We start from the raw sequence: 16,195 nt of genomic DNA, 5'->3' as shown, positions 1-16,195 counted from the left end.
CTATCGGTCGCCATGGTGAACAGAACGCCGGACGGTACCGCGTCGGTGGGGGACGGGGCGGCGGACCGCGGCTATTCGTTCCAGGTGGATCTACGGGGGATCGTCGATCTGCTGTCGCATCATCTGTATTCGAGTCCGCGGGTGTATGTGCGTGAGTTATTGCAGAACGCGGTCGACGCCGTTACGGCTCGACAGCAGCTGGACCCGTTGGCGCCCACCGCGATTCGGATCATCGTCGACGCGTCGGGACTGCGGATCGTCGATCCGGGTATCGGCCTCACCGAGTCGGATGTACACCGCTTCCTTGCCACCATCGGGCGTTCGTCGAAGCATGACGATATCGAGGGTGCGCGGCGAGAGTTCCTCGGGCAGTTCGGTATCGGGTTGCTGGCCTGCTTCACGGTGGCCGAGACGATCCGGGTTGTCACCAGATCGGCCGCGGAATCCGGGGCAGCGCCCGTCGAATGGTGTGCCGCCGCCGACGGGACCTACGCGTTGCGTCGGTTGGAACTCGAGGAGTGTCCGGAGCCGGGCACCACCGTGTTTCTCACTCCGCGTGTGGGCGCGGAGTCCTGGTTCACGCCGGGGCGAGTTGTTGAACTCGTCCGTGATTACGGGTCGTTGCTGCGGTATCAGGTGACGGTCGAGTGGGACGGTGTCGGACTGCGTGCCACAGATGGCCCGCCGGAGTGGCGGCGGACCTATGCGTCCGCGGCGCAGCGGCGGGCGGCGCTCTTCGAGTACGGAGAGCGGACGTTGGGCTTCACCCCGCTGGACATGATCGATCTCGATGTCGAAGCGGCCGGGGTGAGCGGCGTCGCGTATGTGCTGTCGCAACCGGGTAATCCCGCGGAAAGCAGTGCCCACCGGGTGTATCTGAAGGGCATGCTGCTCGGTGACGCGGTGCGCGGGCTGCTGCCGGACTGGGCCTTCTTCGTGCGCTGTGTGATCGACACCGACACGTTGCGCCCGACGGCCGCACGCGAGGGGCTCTACGAGGACGAGCGTCTCGCCATCGTCCGCGAAGCCCTCGGCGATCGGATACACCACTGGCTCACCGAGATTGCCACTGAGCAGCCCGAGCGCCTGACCGCCTTCCTGTCCGTGCACGCGCTCGGCGTGAAGGCAATGGCACGGCATTCCATCGACCTGCTGCGGATCATGCTGCCGCACCTATTGTTCGAAACCACCGACGGCCGCGTGCCGCTGACCGAGTTCGCGCGTCGTCATCCGATGATCCGGGTGACGACGACGGTGGAGGAGTTCCGTCAGGTCGCCGCGACCGCCGCGGCGCAGGGCGTCGGTGTCGTCAACGGTGGCTATACCTACGACGCGGAGTTGGTCGCACAGCTGCCGCGGATCGTGCCGGATGTGACGGTCGCGAAACTCGACGCGGACGCGGTGACCGCCGCACTGGACACCGTCGACCCGTCCGACGAACTGGCGTTGGCTCCGGTACTCGCCGCCGCACGTGCTGCCCTCGAGCCACTGGACTGCGATGTGATTCTGCGTGCCTTCCACCCGATCTCGGTGCCCGCCCTGTATCTGGACAGCCGCGATGCCCGCAACGACCGCACCCGCGCGGACACCGCACTCGACGCTGACGAACTCTGGACCGAAATCCTCGGCGCGATGCAGACCACCGCCCCGCGCGCCCAGTTGGTGTTGAACCACCACTGCGCGGTGGTCCGCGGTCTGCGCCGAATCGCCGACCCCGTCTTTGCCATGACCGCGGTCGAATCCCTCTACGGCCAAGCGTTATTGATGACCCATCGTCCCCTGCGCCCGGCCGACACCGCGCTACTCAACCGAGCTTTCGGTGAATTCCTCAGCTGGGCAACGCAACGCGCGGTCGGTGGGGGTGCGGCGGAGGGGTGACGTGGAGGGTGGATATGAGAGATCCAGGGGAGGCGTGAGATGGATGTGACGGAGATCCGAGGCGCGTTGGCGCAGAGTCGTTCGCTGCCGCACGGGCGAGTACGAACGGAACGATTGGAGATGCTCGCCGCGGCCGCGAAGGTGGGGCCCGACCGGTCCTTGGAGGGGACAGTGCTGTTGGAGTTGGCGAAAGCGTATACGCAAGGGGGAGAACGGGATCTGGTTCCGGGTGCCTACGCCAGGCTACTGCGGATCTACGACGACTTCCCCGCCGAACTCGGCGCCATAGCGCACTCGGTGCACTGGTATCTGAAGTGGATGACCTGGGGGCTGATCGAGAACCCCGCGGTACCGCTGCCGACGACCTATCGGTGGCTGGACGAGCTCGAAAACCGATATCGGCAGCAGGGATACAGTGCCAGGCCGGTGCTTGCGTTGCGCTCGAATCTGGCTCGGGAACTGGGCCACCACGAGAATGCCGCGCGCCTGCTCGACGCCGCGATGGCCGCGCCGCGCGACGGGATGTCCGACTGTGATGCGTGCGAACGCAACGAATGGGGCGCCAACCGCGCGCGGGCCGGTGACGACGAGGGTGCGCTGGCACAGTGGTGGCCGGTACTGGACGGCGAGCGCCGGTGCTCGGAGCAGCCGCACCGGGTGCTGGCGCATGCGTTGCTTCCGCTGGTGCGTACCGGCCGCGCCGTGCGGGCGCGCAATGCCCACCTGACCGGTTATCCGCTGGTTCGCAACACTCCCGATCTTCGGCACTCGGTCGCCGAGCACATCGAATTCTGTGCCCTCACCGGCAACGAAGCGCGTGGTCTCGAGATCCTCGCCGAGCACGCCGCGTGGCTGACCGATCGGGGTGCCGACGCCGCCGCTCGACTGTCCTTCACGGCCGGGGTGTCGGTGCTGCTGCGCAGGCTCGAAATCCGGGGACTCGGTGCTCTCTCGGTCGGTGCGGGAACGGTGCATTCGGTGCGGGCGGACCTCGATATCGAGATCGGCGAGCTGTCCGATCGATTCGACGCCCGCAACGGCAGCACCATTGTCGGTGCCCGCGTTGCGGCGCGGCTGGCGCAGCAACCGCTGCTCGAACACCTTCCGCTCGGCCTCCGAAATACCTTGCCGCGTCACGCCCGTCCGCTGCCCGCGGCCACTGTACCGGCACAGGTCACCGCCGCCGCCGAACGAAAAGCCGAGGCGCTGCGGTTGGCCGACCTGGCAGCGGCCCGACTCATCGATCAGCCCGAGGTCGCCGAACGGCATCTGCGGCAAGCGCTTTCGATCGGCGCGGCGGTATTGCCCGCCGAGCATCTGGCGCGGCTGAGCTCTCAGCTCGTCATGGTGATGTCCGGGCAGCCGGGGCGCGAGTTCGCACTGGCCGACGCGGCACTCGATGCCGTCGCACGGTGGGAGCGGATTTCGGAGGCGGACGCGGTGCACCTCACCTTCGTCGCCGCGCGGGCCTTTCATCGCGCCGGACAGCACGGCGAGGCCGCGGCATTGTTCGAGCAGCCGATCGCGGCGGGGAAGACGCCCTACCCGCCCGCCGAGATGGCGGTCCTGCGCCGCCAGTACGCCGAGTCGCTGCGCAGACTCGGCCGATTCCGTTCCGCGGCAGAGCAATTCGTCGAGGCCGCCCGCCTGGTGCAGGATGATCCCGAGCGCATCGAGCTACAGGCCGACCTGGCATGGGCGGCGGCCACCGCTCTGGAGAACTGCGACGAGGACGACCGAGCGCTGGCCGCTTATCTGCGGGCCGCCCAGCTCTGGGGTGCGCTCGGCCGGGTGGGTTCGCGGGCCAGGTGTCTGCGCTCGGCCGCTTGGGTGCAGATGTGGAGCCGCGACGTCGAATCCGACGAGCGGCCGTGGCAGGCGACGATGCGCGGGTTGCTCACCGAACTGGAGCAGCTCGCCGACACCGCACCGTCACCGGAGGTGGCCAACGAAATCGCGCATACCCGCAGCCAGCTCGCGGACATGCGGCGCGAGGTCGGCGACCCGCCGGATGCCTGACGTCCATTACTCGTTGATAAGCGAATCGATAGGGTGAAGCGGCATGGTCGGGGTGGACACCGAGACGAGCTCGGTGCGTCGTCGATTCGGGAGCTCCCACATGAAGAAGATCGCCGCAGTCGCCGTCGCAGGCGCTGTCACCGCAGTGTTGACGGCCTGTGGGCCAGGGGACGGGTCGGGAGTGGCAGCGTCGTCGGCCAGTTCTAGGCCGTCGGCGGGCGCTACGTCACCGGCGGGTTCCGCCGCGCCGTCGACCGTCCTTACCTCACCCCAGGCCGACCCGCAGGCCGCCTTCACCCCGGCCTCGATCCGGCTCGAAGGCCCGAACTACACGATCGACGTACCGCAGGTGAATGGCGGGAACGCCGCCGCTCGAGCGGAATTCAATGACGGGATGGGCGCGCTGGCGGGCGAATGGATCGCGCAGCTCGTTCCCGGCACCTCGATCACCGGCGGTGAGAGCAAGGTAGTGCATATCGGCACCCATGTACTCAGCGGCGAGCTGGTCGTCATCGTGTACGCGCAGGGCGCGGCGCACCCGAACAACTTCTACGCGACCCACGTGACGAACGTGGACACCGGCCAGCCGATAACGCTGACCAACCTGTTCACCGACACGCGGAGGGGATTGGAGGTGCTGTCCGCGCAGGCCGCCTTGCTGGTGCCGAAGACGAGGGCGGGCGCGGACTTCAGAAAGGAAGCCATCGCCCCAGAGGTTCGGAACTACGAGAACTGGCTGGCCACCCCGGAAGGCATGCGGATCGTGCTCGGTGAGATCGGGCCGCACGCGCTGGGCAAAATCGAGATCACCGTGCCGTGGTCCGAGCTGGACGGCGTGCTGCAGCCGGGCATGCGGGCAATCGTCAGCTCCTGACGCGGAGCGATACGGCGGCGCGACATGCGGGCGGTCGTCCGCCGACGATCCCGCGTCGAATCACTAGGCTGTACCAGCATCGTCTGGGGAGGTACCGCGAATGAAGAAGATCGCCGCCATCGTGGCCGCTGTGCTGGTCGCCGTGCTCACGGCGTGTGGATCCAGCGACAGGGCCGGTTCGGCCGTGTCGGTATCGACCACGTCCGCCCCGTCACCCGCGCCCGATTCGACCTGGGGTTTCACCGCGACCTCGGTGCGTTTGGAAGGCGTGGGATACCGCGTCGACGTGCCGCAGGTGGCCGGTGGAAAAGAGGACGCGCGAACCGAATTCGACAACGGGATGCGCGCCGAGGCGGACAAGTTCATCCGGAACGCGGGTCCGGATACCAATGTCACCGGATTCCGCAGTGAGATCACCCGTATCGGCCGCCACGTGCTCAGCGGCGTGTTGGGGATCGAGGTCGACACCGGCGGCGCGCATCCGGCCACCTTCAAGGCGACCCACGTGACGAACATCGACACCGCGACGGCGATTGCCCTGCCCGATCTGTTCACCGACCTGCAGCAGGGCCTGAATGTGCTCTCGGTACAGGCGGCGGAGTTGCTACCCAAGACACGGGTCGGAACAAACTTCTACTTCAAGGAAGACCTCGAGCCGAAGGTCCAGAATTACGAGCGCTGGGTGGCGACCCCAGCGGGTATGCGGATCTACCTCGGCGAGCTCGCTTCGCACGCGATGGGCTATATCGACATCACAGTGCCGTGGTCGGCGCTCGACAGTGTGCTGAAGCCTGGTCTGCTGGCAGTCGTCAGCAGTTGACGGGAAGTGCGCCGGCGCATGACCCCCGGTCAGCACACGCTCGTCGACGTCGTGAGCGGGTAACCCGTTAAGCTCGGCACTCATGCACGAGACAGGTCGGCGTCGACGCAAGCTGGGGGTGATGGGTGGCACCTTCGACCCCATCCATCACGGTCACCTGGTCGCCGCCAGCGAGGTCGCGAATCGTTTCGACCTCGATGAAGTGATCTTCGTCCCGACCGGACAGCCGTGGCAGAAAGCGGATAAACAGGTCAGCCCGGCCGAGGATCGCTATCTGATGACGGTGATCGCGACCGCCTCCAACCCGCGATTCTCGGTCAGCCGGGCCGACATCGACCGGGGCAAAGTCACCTACACGGTCGACACCCTGCGCGAGATGCGTAGCAAGCATCCGGACGCCGAGCTGTACTTCATCACCGGAGCGGATGCTCTGTCCAACATCCTGACATGGCAGGATTGGGCCGAACTGTTCGAACTGGCGAAGTTCGTCGGGGTGAGCCGACCGGGGTATGAGCTGAATGCCGATCATCTCGCGGAGCATCTGCGCGGCCTGCCGGTCGATGCGGTGACCATGATCGAGATCCCGGCCTTGGCGATCTCGTCGAGCGAATGCCGTCGCCGCGCGGCCGAGAATCGGCCAGTGTGGTACCTCGTCCCCGACGGGGTAGTGCAGTACATATCGAAGCGGCACCTTTACGTGCCTGCAGGAGCGGAAGGTAGCTGAACGTGAGCGAGCGCAGCGAGGTGGCGGCATGAGCGCATCTGTCGAATCGGTGGAGATGGCGCAGGTTGCCGCGCGTGCGGCGGACGAGAAGCTGGCGTCCGACGTCGTTGTCCTCGACGTCTCCGAGCAGCTGGTGATCACCGATTGCTTCGTGATCGCCTCCGCGCCGAACGAGCGGCAGGTGAACGCCATTGTCGACAATATCGAGGAGAAGCTGCGCGAGGCCGGGCACAAGCCGGTCCGGCGCGAGGGCACCCGCGAGGGTCGCTGGGCGCTGCTCGACTACGTCGACGTGGTGGTGCACATCCAGCACAACGACGAGCGCAATTTCTATGCGCTGGAACGGCTCTGGAAGGACTGCCCGGTAGTTCCGGTGGAGGGCATCGGCGCACCGCAGAACCTGCCCGTCGCGAGCAATGGTGAATCCGTGAACAGCGAAGCGGCGAACGGCGAAGCGGGGGACGACGCCGAGTGAGCAGACATGCCGGCGTCCGCACCCTGATCCTGTTGCGGCACGGGCAGACCGAATGGAACGCTTCCGACCGGATGCAAGGCCAGATCGACACCGACCTGACCGAACTCGGCCGTCGCCAGGCGAAAGAGGCTGCGCGTGAGCTGGTCTCACGCAACGCCATCGCCATCGTGTCCTCTGATCTGCGGCGCGCTTTCGACACCGCCTCCGCACTGGCAGAACACACCACGGTGCCGGTCGTTACGGATACGCGGCTGCGGGAAACCAACCTCGGTGACTGGGAGGGTCTGACCCACCTGGACGTGGATGCCGACTACCCCGGCGCACGCGTGGCCTGGCGACTGGACGCGACGTACACCCCGCCCGGTGGCGAGAGCAAGCTCGAGGTCGGCGCGCGGTCACTTCCTGTGGTGCAAGAATTGTTCGCCGACCGGCAGGATTGGCCGGGCCGGACTATCATCCTGGTGGCGCACGGCGGGCTGATCGCCGCCCTCACGGCCGCGCTGCTCGACCTGCCGCCGCGGAACTGGCCTGCCCTTGGGGGCTTGGCCAACACCAGTTGGGTGCAGCTGAGCAGCCACGGTCCGAGCATTGATCAACCCGGTTGGCGCCTGGATGTGTGGAACGCAGCGGCGAAGGTGGCCCCCGATGTCCTCTGAAGAACCGATTCGACAGGTTCCGGACGAACTATTCCGGCGCATATCGGCCAAGCCCGAGCGGGCTGTCCCCGACGCGTTGTTCGGACCCCCGCCGGTCAAGAAGCCCGTCGAGCCCGAGCCGGTCGAGCCCGAGGCTGAATCCGCGGCCGACGGTGCGTCCGAGCCTGCGGCGACCGCGGTGGAATCCGGGCGCGGTGCCGCCGAGTCCGTGTCCGCCGCTGGGGAATCCGCAGCGGGCGCCGGCGAGCAGGCTTCGGCCGCAGCGAAATCCGTGTCCGGTGCAGACGAGTCGGTGGCAGACGCTGGGCAATCTGTATCCGGTGCTGCCGCGACGGTGGCCGGTGCCGCGGAATCCAAGTCTGGTGCTGCCGAGTCCGCGTCCGGTGCTGCGAAATCCGAGTCGGGTACTGGCTCGTCGGTGTCCGGTGCTACCGAGTCCGCGGGCGGTGCCGCTGCGCAGGCGGGTGGTGCCGGAGAACCTCCAGGAGCCACCGATTCGTCAACTCCTGCGGCGCAGCCGGTGGCCGATGCGGCCGCGGCTGATGCCGACTCTGTGTCTCCGGTGGCTGAGTCCGGCTCTGCCGCAGTGGAATCCGCGTCCGGCGGTGTCGAGTCCATCACCGATGCTGCCAAGCCTGATGCGGGCGCTGGTGCGCCTGCCGACGATGCCGGGGTGCTGGCAGATGCTGCGGAGTCCGTGGCTTCGGCTGTCGAGACAGCATCACCCGCGGCGGAAACTTCCCCCTCCATCGCCGAGTCTTTGTCTGGTGCTGCCGCGTCCGTCAGCGGCGGCGAGTCGGCGAACGGAACCGGATCCGTCGGCCCGGCGGCCGACGCCGCGGAATCCGCCGACGAGGTCGAGTCGGCAGGCCAGGTCGGAGAGACCGCGGCTCCGGCAGCAGCGCTGGTCGGCGGTGTCGCTCCCGAGGGGGCTACTGCTGAATCCGCGATGAGCGTGACTACATCTGGGTCCCTCGTAGGAGAGTCGGTTGGGTCCGCGGCTTCGGGCGCCGAGGTGTCCGTTGCCGAATCCGACACCACGGCAAGCGAATCCGGCAGTGCCGTCGACGCTCTGACCGCTGTGACGGACTCCGCTGTGACGGACTCCGCTGTGACGGACTCCGCTGTGACGGACTCCGCTGTGGCGGCGAAGCCGTCTGCGGAGCGGCCGGTGTTGTTGGTGATCGCGGACTCGCTGTCCTATTTCGGGCCGAAGGGTGGGTTGCCTGCGGATCATCCGCAGATCTGGCCGAACCTCGTTGGCGCCGAACTCGATTGGGACGTCGAGTTGGTCGGGCGAATCGGCTGGACCTGTCGCGACGGGTACTGGGCGCTGATCGGCGACCCACGCGTGTGGGCCGCGGTGCCGCGCGCGGGTGCGGTGGTGTTCGCGGTCGGCGGGATGGATACATTGCCCTCGCCGCTGCCGACCGCGCTGCGTGAGCTCATCCGCTACGTGCGCCCGCCCGCCATCCGCCGGATGGTCCGGGGTACCTATAACTGGCTACAGCCCAAGCTGTCGAAGCTCGGTCGTCCGGTGGCGCTGCCGCCGAAGGTGAGCGTGGACTACCTGGAGCAGTCGCGGGAGGCGCTGGCGCACTTGCGTCCCGACCTGCCGGTCGTCGCGGTGCTGCCGTCGGTGCACAACTGTGCTGCCTACGGCCGTGTGCACTCGGGCCGCGAGCGCGCGGTGAAGGCGCTGCGCAAGTGGTCTGCCAAGACCTCGGTGCCGCTGGTCGATCTCGGCGAAGCGGTACGCGACAACATCTTCTCCGGTGAGGCGAACCCCGACGGCATCCACTGGGGCTGGGCCGGGCACACCGCGGTGGCCAATGCGATGGTGAAGACCCTGCAGGAGGTTCGGTAGTTGGCCGTTGTGGTCGTCACCGATTCCTCCGCCAGCCTCCCTGCCGAACTCGTCGACGAGCTGGGCATTGCCGTCGTCCCGCTGCACGTCCTGGTGGGTGATCGCGCGATCCGTGAAGGCGTCGACCCCATCGACATCGACTATTCCTCGGACACCGTGACCACCTCGGCGGCCTCGCCCGGCGAACTGCGCGCGGTCTACGAACGGGCCCTCGAACGCAGTGGCGGTGACGGTGTTGTCGCGGTGCATATTTCGCGCCAGCTATCGGGGACCTGGGAGGCAGGCAGGCAGGCGGTCCGCGATATGGACGCTGCCGACCGTGTCCGTCTGGTCGATTCGCTCGGCGCTGGCCTGGCCACCGGGCTGCCGGTGCTTGCGGCGGCCCGCCGAGCGCGTGACGGCGCCACACTGGACATCGTCTACGACACCGCCGTTGCCGCATCGAGCCGCTCACGCACCTTCATCCTGGTGAACCGCACCGAGCAGCTGCGCCGTGGCGGCCGATTGAGTAGCGCCGCCGCATTTTTCGGCAGCGAACTGGTCACCAAACCACTGCTCCAGATCGTCCAGGGCCGCCTCGAACTCCGTGAAAAGGTCCGCACCCGCTCCAAGGCCTACGCCAAACTCGTTGCCGCAGCGGTCGATGCGGCTGGCGACGACGGCGCGGCGGTCGCCGTCCAACATCTCGGCGCGGAAGAAGCGGCCCACACCGTGGCCGCCCAACTCCGCGACCTCGTCCCCGGCATCCGCGAACTCATCATCGCCGAATTCGGCCCCACCCTCGGCGTCCACCTCGGCACCGGTGCCGTAGGTGTCCTGGTAGTCCCCGGCGGCTGCGCCTGAATCGCTGGTGTGCCATTCGTGAGCTTGTACTCCGCGTGCGGGGCGGCAGGTAAACAATCTTGTTGATCGCAAAGGGTTTCGGTGACGGCTGGTCCGGTTAGTGTCGCGGCATGACGAGTTTCGGGACGTCGCCGACCCGTCCGACACTGTTCGTGGAGTCGACGGACTGGGAGCACCAGGACGCCGTCACTCTTCGTGCGGAGATGGCTGCCGAGGTCGGTCCTCGGTACGCCTACCTCGCCGAGCAACTGGGCGGCAATCCGCAGGCCGTCGATCCCGCGACGGTGCACCGAACCTTCGTCGCCTATTCGGGTGGACCGGTCGGCCACGCCGCGGTCCGATGGAATGCCGGTGACCTGGAGTTGAAGCGCATGTTCGTGCGTCCCACCCACCGCGGCACCGGCGTCGCCGCCCTCCTGCTCACCGCCGCGGAAGATGCCGCACGCGAACTCGGCCAGCCGCGCCTGATCCTGCAAACCGGCCACCTGCAACCCGAAGCCGTCCGCTTCTACGAACGCAGCGGCTACCACCGGATCCCCCTGTTCTCCCCCTACGAACCCCTGCCCCTCTCCAACTGCTTCGCCAAGCACCTCCACTGACACGGTGCGTTGCCACCGCCGGTGGCGTAAACGTCTCCGCGAGTGGCACATGGCTGCGGCGACACGCCGGATAGTCACTCCATAGTGTGCCGCTCGTGGGTGCGGTGGGCATCTACCATTCGCGGGTGACCGGATACGACCACCTCGATGCGTTCGAGCACCTCGACACCTCGACGCTGCCACTGCGGCAGCAGCAGATTCTCACCACGATTCGGGACTGCGTTGTGCGGCACGGGTATCCGCCGAACACCCGGGAGATCGGCGATGCGGTCGGGCTGCGGTCTTCGTCGTCGGTGTCCAAGCATCTGAAAAGCTTGGAGGACAAGGGGTTCCTGCGCCGCAGCGAGACGATGTCGCGCCCGATCGATGTCCGGATGTTCCTGGCCTCTGCCGCGCCGCGGGAGTTGTCCGACGAATCGGTGGCGGTGCCCGTTGTCGGCGACATCGCCGCGGGCAGCCCCATCCTTGCCGAGGAGCACACCGACGACATGATGACCCTGCCGCGCGAACTCGTCGGTCGCGGCACGGTTTTCGGCCTGCGGGTGCGCGGCGACTCGATGATCGACGCCGCGATCTGCGACGGCGACATCGTGGTGATCCGGAAACAGCATGAAGCCCACTCGGGCGAGATCGTCGCCGCGATGATCGACGGCGAGGCCACCGTCAAGGTGTACCGCCGCCGCAACGGACACGTCTACCTCGAGCCCCGCAACCCCGCCTATGCCGTCATCGACGGTGACGAGGCCGTCGTGCTCGGCAAGGTCGTCTCGGTGATGCGCCGGGTCTGACGCCGCGTCGTCCGCGGCGGCTCATGGTGCTCGCCACACTTCGGCGCCGTGGCGCTGAAATTCCGTTGTTCAGCGCTATGACCAGCTGTAACGTCACTTCGGTTTGTCACAGATCAACCGAAGGAGTCGATGCCGTCATGAAAGCCGTCACCGAACGCGACATCAGGTCGTCGTTCATCAACTGTTCCAAGACCACCGCCAAGAAGCTACCGGTGCCCCGCGATCTGGACGATCGTCCATGGGATGACCTGGACTTCCTCGGCTGGGGTGACCCGTCGCTGCCCGGACGCGGCTACCTCGTCGTTCCGCAGGATGATCGCATCATCGGTGTCACGCTGCGCTACGAAATAGGTGGATTCGGTCGGGCGCAGATGTGCGCGATATGCATGACCACGCACACCAGCAAAGGTGTCTCCTTGATGACCGCGCACAAGGCGGGCGAATCCGGCCGCCGCGGTAACTCGGTCGGCACCTACATGTGCACCGACCTCGCGTGTTCGCTGTACGCGCGCGGCAAGAGAACGCCCGCGCTCGGCAACCGGTACCGCGAAGACCTCATTTCCGTCGAAACGAAGGTCGAGCGAGTCCGGGACAACATCAACGCCTTCATCGCGAGGCTGTACACCTAAAACACTGATCTACCAGGCAGTCAGCGCTGCCGACACGAAACGGAGGTAGATGCCGTGCGCCGACACTCAGGAACCGGCCCCCGACGCATCCCGAGTTCAGCCACACCACCAGAACTCGGGATGCACAGGATTGCTCTCCGGTTGAGACGGCCCGGACACCGACCGGGCCACCCCATCCGGAGAGGAACCAGTCCAGAATCGTGGGAAGCGCCCGTCATCCGGTCACTGACCGCCTACGACCACTAACCAGGGTTCGGACTTACTCGTCTAGCTCGGTTCGGAATGGAGTTCGTCCACTGAGCGGGCCTCGGGGGTGATCCACGTCACTGGTTAATGCTGTCAGGAATTCGGGGGCTGTCTCGTTCAGGGAGCACGCGAACCAGACAGGAGCGAATCATGCAGCACCGTATCGTCGTCCTCGGGGCCGGATACGCCGGAGCCTTCTCCGCCGGATACCTGGCCCGCCAACTCCACTCCGACGACTTCGAGATCACCGTCGTCAACGCCGAGCCCGATTTCGTCGAGCGGCTGCGCAACCATCAGCTCGCCGCCGGGCAGGATCTCCGCCACCGGCCGCTGGCGGACGTGTTCGCGGGCACCGGCATCCGGCTACGAGTGGCGCGGGTAACCAACATCGACGCCGAGCACCGGACTGTCGCCCTCGCCGACGGCGAGGGCATCGACCGGCTCGAATACGACACCCTCCTCTACGCGCTCGGCAGCACCGCCGCCGACCACGGCGTTCCTGGCGTCGACGAGCACGCCTTCCACGTGGCCGCGCGGCCGGCCGCGCTGCGCCTGCGCGCACGCCTGGATGAGCTGGGCGAGGACGGGAAGGTACTGGTAGTCGGCGGCAATCTGACCGCGATCGAGGCCGCCACCGAGATCGCCGAATCCCGTCCAGGACTTCGGGTCAGCCTCGTCACCAGCGGCGAACTGGGCGGCTGGCTGGGCATGAAGGCCCGCCGTCACCTGCTGCGTGCCTTCGACCGATTCGGTATCACGGTCCACGAGCACACCACCATCGAGCGCGTCGAGGAGGCGGCGGCGGTCGCCACCGACGGCACCGCTTTCGCCTCCGACGCGACCGTGTGGGCCGCCGGCTTCGCCGTCCACCCGATTGCCGCCGCCAGCGGCATCGAGGTGATAGCCAACGGCCAGATCACGGTCGACCGTCAGATGCGGTCGGTCTCGCACCCGGATATCTACGTTGCCGGTGACAGCGCCTTCGTCATCGGCGAGAACGGTCTGCCGTTGCCGATGTCCTGCGCTTCCGCTGGACCCACCAGCAAGCAGGCGATCGCCGCGATCATCGGCGACCGGACCGGACGCAAGATCACGCCGACCGCGCTGTCGTATGTCGGCAACCACATCAGCCTCGGCCGGAAGGACGGGATCTTCCAGCTGGTCGACGGTGACGCGCGATCGAAGTCTGGGGCCCTACGTGGCCGGACGGCCGCGCGCGTCAAGTCGGCAATCCTCGATACTGCCGCCTGGGCCGTGAGCCACCCGACCTTCGGAAAGCCGAGTCACAAGTACCGCTTGGCCACTACCCGAGAGCACTCGCTCGACGTGGTCGCCGGATAGAGTCGTGCTCATGGACACTGCCACCGTGGCGTGTTTCGAGGCCAGCCGGAATCGGCTGGCCTCGCTCGCCTACCGTCTGCTCGGCTCGTCCGCCGACGCCGAGGACACGGTGCAGGACGCGTTCCTGCGGTGGCAGGCCGCCGACCGGGAGTACGTCGAGGTGCCCGAGGCATGGCTGACCAAGATCGTCACCAACCTGGCGCTCGACCGGCTCCGTTCGGCGAAGATGCGGCGCGAACGCGCGGTCGGCGCCTGGATGCCTGAACCGCTCCTCGACGGCGACCCGATGCTTGGCCCGGCCGACACCGTCGAGCAGCGCGAATCGGTGACCCTGGCGGTGCTGACGCTCATGGAGCGTCTGTCGCCGGTCGAACGGGCCGTTTACGTGCTGCGCGAGGCCTTTGCGTACAGCCACGCCGAGATAGCCGAGATTCTCGGCATCACCGAGTCCGGGAGTCAGCAGCACACCCACCGAGCCCGGCGTCGAATCACCGCCGCCGGCAACGGCACTGACATCGACCACGCCTCCGCGCGTCGAATCGTCGAGGCGTTCGTCGATGCCGCCTCCTCGGGCCGGACCGAACGGCTGCTGGCGCTGCTGACCGACGACGCGACCGGCATCTCCGACGGCGCCGGGCTGGGGCTCGCCGAGAAGCTGATCCGGTACTCGACCCCGGAGCGGATCGCCGGCGCGGTGCGGGCCGGCTTCAAACCGACTCCGGCCAAGCGGAGACTCGCCGGTGGCTCGCCCTCGATCCATGCCGTCGTGGTCAACGGCTGCCCGGCCATGCTCGCCACGCTCGACGACCGGGTCGTGGGCGTCGTGATCCTGGAGATCCGTGACGAGAAGATCGCAGGCGTGCGCGGCATCGCCGCCCCGGACCGACTCGGTCGCCTCACCGAGGAATGGCAGCGGCATGAGCATGATGTCCCGCTGATCGAATCGTGGTAATCGGCCGTCCGACACTCGATCTCACGTTCGTCCGTCAATTCCCGTCGAACCATTCGGCGAGCACCGCGGCTCGGCCGTGGTCTACGTCGTGGGTGGCGGTGAGCAGGGTGACGTGGTGTCGTCCGGCTACTCGATCGCGTGATGAGCTGCGGACCGAGACTGTTGAGTGATATCAGTCACATGCTGTCAGGATGTTCTTCGACGCGGTGTCTTGTGCTCGAGCCCTACGGAGAGAAGGACACCATGAGCAAGAACATCGATGTGGTCGTGATCGGCGGCGGATATGCCGGTGTTATGGCGGCCAATCGTTTGACGCAGTGCGACGACGTGACGGTGACCGTGATCAATCCGCGCTCGGTCTTCGTCCCGCGGCTGCGCCTGCATCAGCTGGTGGGCGGGACCCACGATGCGGTCGTCGACTACACGGAAGTCCTCGCCGAGGGTGTCCAGTTGGTCATCGACAGCGCGACACGGATCGCCGCAGCTGGGCGCAGTGTGACGCTTGCTGAGGGCGGCGGTATCGGCTACGACTACCTGATCTACGCGGTGGGCAGCGGCAGCGCCGGCCCGCGGGTGCCGGGCGCGGCCGAGTTCGCTTACCCGATCTCCACGTTGGAGGCGGCGCAGCGACTGCGGTCAGTGCTCTACGACACGCCCGTGACGGCCGCGGTGACGGTCGTCGGGGGTGGTCCGACCGGCATCGAGACCGCCGCGGAGCTGGCAGAACAGGGTCGCACCGTCACGTTGGTCTGCGGGGGTGTCCTCGGTCCGTACCTGCACCCTCGAGCTCGACGCACCGCCCGTAAGTACCTCGCCGAGCTGGGGGTCGACGTGTTGGAAGGCTCGGATGCGTCGGTCAATGCGGTGACGCGGGAGTCCGTGGAACTCGGTGACGGCCGCACGTTGGCGAGTCAGGTCACCATTTGGACCGCGGGCTTCGGTGTGCCCGACCTGGCGGCCTATAGCGGCTTGCGCACCGATGCCGCCGGGCGCCTGCTCACCGACGAAACACTGACCAGCATTGACGACGAGCGAATCGTCGCGGCGGGTGATTCGTCAGCACCATCTGACCTGCCGTTCCGGATGAGCGCCTACGCCGCGGGTTGCCTGGGCGCCCATGCCGCCGACACCGTCCTGAACCGGATCGCGGGTGAGCAGCCGGCACCGATCGACCTGTCGTTCCCCGCCATGTGCATCAGCTTCGGCCGCCGCACCGGGATCTTCCAGCTCGGCCACAAGGACGACACCGCGATGCGGATCTACTTCAGTGGGCTCGTGGGCAAGACGCTCAAAGAGTTCTCCTGCGCCGCCAGCGTCAAACACCTGGTCACCGAAGCGCGCAAGCCCGGCTCGCACTCCTGGCCCAAGGACGGCAAGCACCGGCCGCAGCTGCTGCAGGCCCAGCGCAGCGACGCGCCCGCACCGATCGCCTGAGACACCGACACCGCCGTCGTCGTGTCGGTCGCCGGTGATCTCGGCTGCAC

15 protein-coding genes are annotated in these 16,195 nt (G+C 67.2%); all 15 read left to right on the top strand.

Features of this window, described 5'->3' with window-relative positions:
• The first annotated feature begins 12 nt into the window (after positions 1 to 12).
• The 15 genes from ACFQZZ_RS16010 to ACFQZZ_RS15940 all read left to right on the top strand — a co-directional run bounded on the left by ACFQZZ_RS16010 (position 13) and on the right by ACFQZZ_RS15940 (position 16,145).
• Positions 13 to 1,878 (top strand): HSP90 family protein, encoded by a 1,866-nt coding sequence (locus ACFQZZ_RS16010; RefSeq protein ID WP_378680376.1) that lies wholly within the window; start codon positions 13 to 15, stop codon positions 1,876 to 1,878.
• Positions 1,879 to 1,917: 39 nt separating this feature from the next.
• Positions 1,918 to 3,897, top strand: a complete 1,980-nt coding sequence (locus tag ACFQZZ_RS16005; protein WP_378680373.1) for a hypothetical protein — start codon at positions 1,918 to 1,920, stop codon at positions 3,895 to 3,897.
• Between the two features lie 100 nt (positions 3,898 to 3,997).
• Entirely contained in the window at positions 3,998 to 4,771 is a 774-nt protein-coding gene (locus tag ACFQZZ_RS16000; RefSeq protein ID WP_378680371.1) for an RsiV family protein, read from the top strand.
• Between the two features lie 100 nt (positions 4,772 to 4,871).
• A complete protein-coding gene (locus ACFQZZ_RS15995; protein WP_378680368.1) occupies positions 4,872 to 5,591 on the top strand; it encodes an RsiV family protein in 720 nt (239 codons plus the stop codon).
• Positions 5,592 to 5,673: 82 nt separating this feature from the next.
• On the top strand, positions 5,674 to 6,315 hold the full coding sequence (gene nadD, locus ACFQZZ_RS15990) for a nicotinate-nucleotide adenylyltransferase (protein WP_378680366.1): 642 nt from the start codon (positions 5,674 to 5,676) through the stop codon (positions 6,313 to 6,315).
• Between the two features lie 28 nt (positions 6,316 to 6,343).
• Entirely contained in the window at positions 6,344 to 6,790 is a 447-nt protein-coding gene (gene rsfS / locus ACFQZZ_RS15985; protein WP_378680363.1) for a ribosome silencing factor, read from the top strand.
• A complete protein-coding gene (locus tag ACFQZZ_RS15980) occupies positions 6,787 to 7,446 on the top strand; it encodes a histidine phosphatase family protein (protein WP_378680360.1) in 660 nt (219 codons plus the stop codon). The genes rsfS and ACFQZZ_RS15980 overlap by 4 nt, the downstream gene beginning before the upstream one ends.
• A gap of 1,126 nt (positions 7,447 to 8,572) precedes the next feature.
• Positions 8,573 to 9,313 carry a diglucosylglycerate octanoyltransferase gene (gene octT, locus ACFQZZ_RS15975; RefSeq protein WP_378680582.1) on the top strand — a complete coding sequence of 247 codons (741 nt, stop codon included), beginning with the start codon at positions 8,573 to 8,575 and terminating at the stop codon, positions 9,311 to 9,313.
• A complete protein-coding gene (locus ACFQZZ_RS15970; RefSeq protein ID WP_378680357.1) occupies positions 9,314 to 10,156 on the top strand; it encodes a DegV family protein in 843 nt (280 codons plus the stop codon).
• Positions 10,157 to 10,266: 110 nt separating this feature from the next.
• Positions 10,267 to 10,755, top strand: coding sequence for a GNAT family N-acetyltransferase (locus tag ACFQZZ_RS15965; RefSeq protein WP_378680354.1), 489 nt, complete (start codon positions 10,267 to 10,269; stop codon positions 10,753 to 10,755).
• A gap of 125 nt (positions 10,756 to 10,880) precedes the next feature.
• Entirely contained in the window at positions 10,881 to 11,543 is a 663-nt protein-coding gene (gene lexA, locus ACFQZZ_RS15960) for a transcriptional repressor LexA (RefSeq protein ID WP_378680351.1), read from the top strand.
• Between the two features lie 137 nt (positions 11,544 to 11,680).
• Complete coding sequence (locus ACFQZZ_RS15955; RefSeq protein ID WP_378680348.1) at positions 11,681 to 12,172, top strand: FBP domain-containing protein; 492 nt, start codon at positions 11,681 to 11,683, stop codon at positions 12,170 to 12,172.
• Positions 12,173 to 12,568: 396 nt separating this feature from the next.
• Positions 12,569 to 13,759, top strand: a complete 1,191-nt coding sequence (locus tag ACFQZZ_RS15950; RefSeq protein ID WP_378680345.1) for an NAD(P)/FAD-dependent oxidoreductase — start codon at positions 12,569 to 12,571, stop codon at positions 13,757 to 13,759.
• 10 nt (positions 13,760 to 13,769) lie between these two features.
• Entirely contained in the window at positions 13,770 to 14,711 is a 942-nt protein-coding gene (locus ACFQZZ_RS15945; protein ID WP_378680342.1) for a sigma-70 family RNA polymerase sigma factor, read from the top strand.
• Between the two features lie 243 nt (positions 14,712 to 14,954).
• Positions 14,955 to 16,145 (top strand): NAD(P)/FAD-dependent oxidoreductase, encoded by a 1,191-nt coding sequence (locus ACFQZZ_RS15940; protein ID WP_378680339.1) that lies wholly within the window; start codon positions 14,955 to 14,957, stop codon positions 16,143 to 16,145.
• Positions 16,146 to 16,195: the final 50 nt, after the last annotated feature.

The organism is Nocardia sp. GCM10030253 (assembly GCF_042675075.1).
Lineage (GTDB): Bacteria > Actinomycetota > Actinomycetes > Mycobacteriales > Mycobacteriaceae > Nocardia.
Note: the sequence above shows the minus strand (reverse complement) of the source record. Positions and strands in the feature narration are given on the sequence as shown.

Excerpts from the sequence above, each read along its gene's own strand:
- ACFQZZ_RS16010 (WP_378680376.1), top strand. The coding sequence starts at position 13 with ATGGTGAACAGAACGCCGGACGGTACCGCGTCGGTGGGGGACGGGGCG.
- ACFQZZ_RS16005 (WP_378680373.1), top strand. The coding sequence starts at position 1,918 with ATGGATGTGACGGAGATCCGAGGCGCGTTGGCGCAGAGTCGTTCGCTG.
- ACFQZZ_RS16000 (WP_378680371.1), top strand. The coding sequence starts at position 3,998 with ATGAAGAAGATCGCCGCAGTCGCCGTCGCAGGCGCTGTCACCGCAGTG.
- ACFQZZ_RS15995 (WP_378680368.1), top strand. The coding sequence starts at position 4,872 with ATGAAGAAGATCGCCGCCATCGTGGCCGCTGTGCTGGTCGCCGTGCTC.
- nadD (WP_378680366.1), top strand. The coding sequence starts at position 5,674 with ATGCACGAGACAGGTCGGCGTCGACGCAAGCTGGGGGTGATGGGTGGC.
- rsfS (WP_378680363.1), top strand. The coding sequence starts at position 6,344 with ATGAGCGCATCTGTCGAATCGGTGGAGATGGCGCAGGTTGCCGCGCGT.
- ACFQZZ_RS15965 (WP_378680354.1), top strand. The coding sequence starts at position 10,267 with ATGACGAGTTTCGGGACGTCGCCGACCCGTCCGACACTGTTCGTGGAG.
- ACFQZZ_RS15955 (WP_378680348.1), top strand. The coding sequence starts at position 11,681 with ATGAAAGCCGTCACCGAACGCGACATCAGGTCGTCGTTCATCAACTGT.
- ACFQZZ_RS15950 (WP_378680345.1), top strand. The coding sequence starts at position 12,569 with ATGCAGCACCGTATCGTCGTCCTCGGGGCCGGATACGCCGGAGCCTTC.
- ACFQZZ_RS15945 (WP_378680342.1), top strand. The coding sequence starts at position 13,770 with ATGGACACTGCCACCGTGGCGTGTTTCGAGGCCAGCCGGAATCGGCTG.
- ACFQZZ_RS15940 (WP_378680339.1), top strand. The coding sequence starts at position 14,955 with ATGAGCAAGAACATCGATGTGGTCGTGATCGGCGGCGGATATGCCGGT.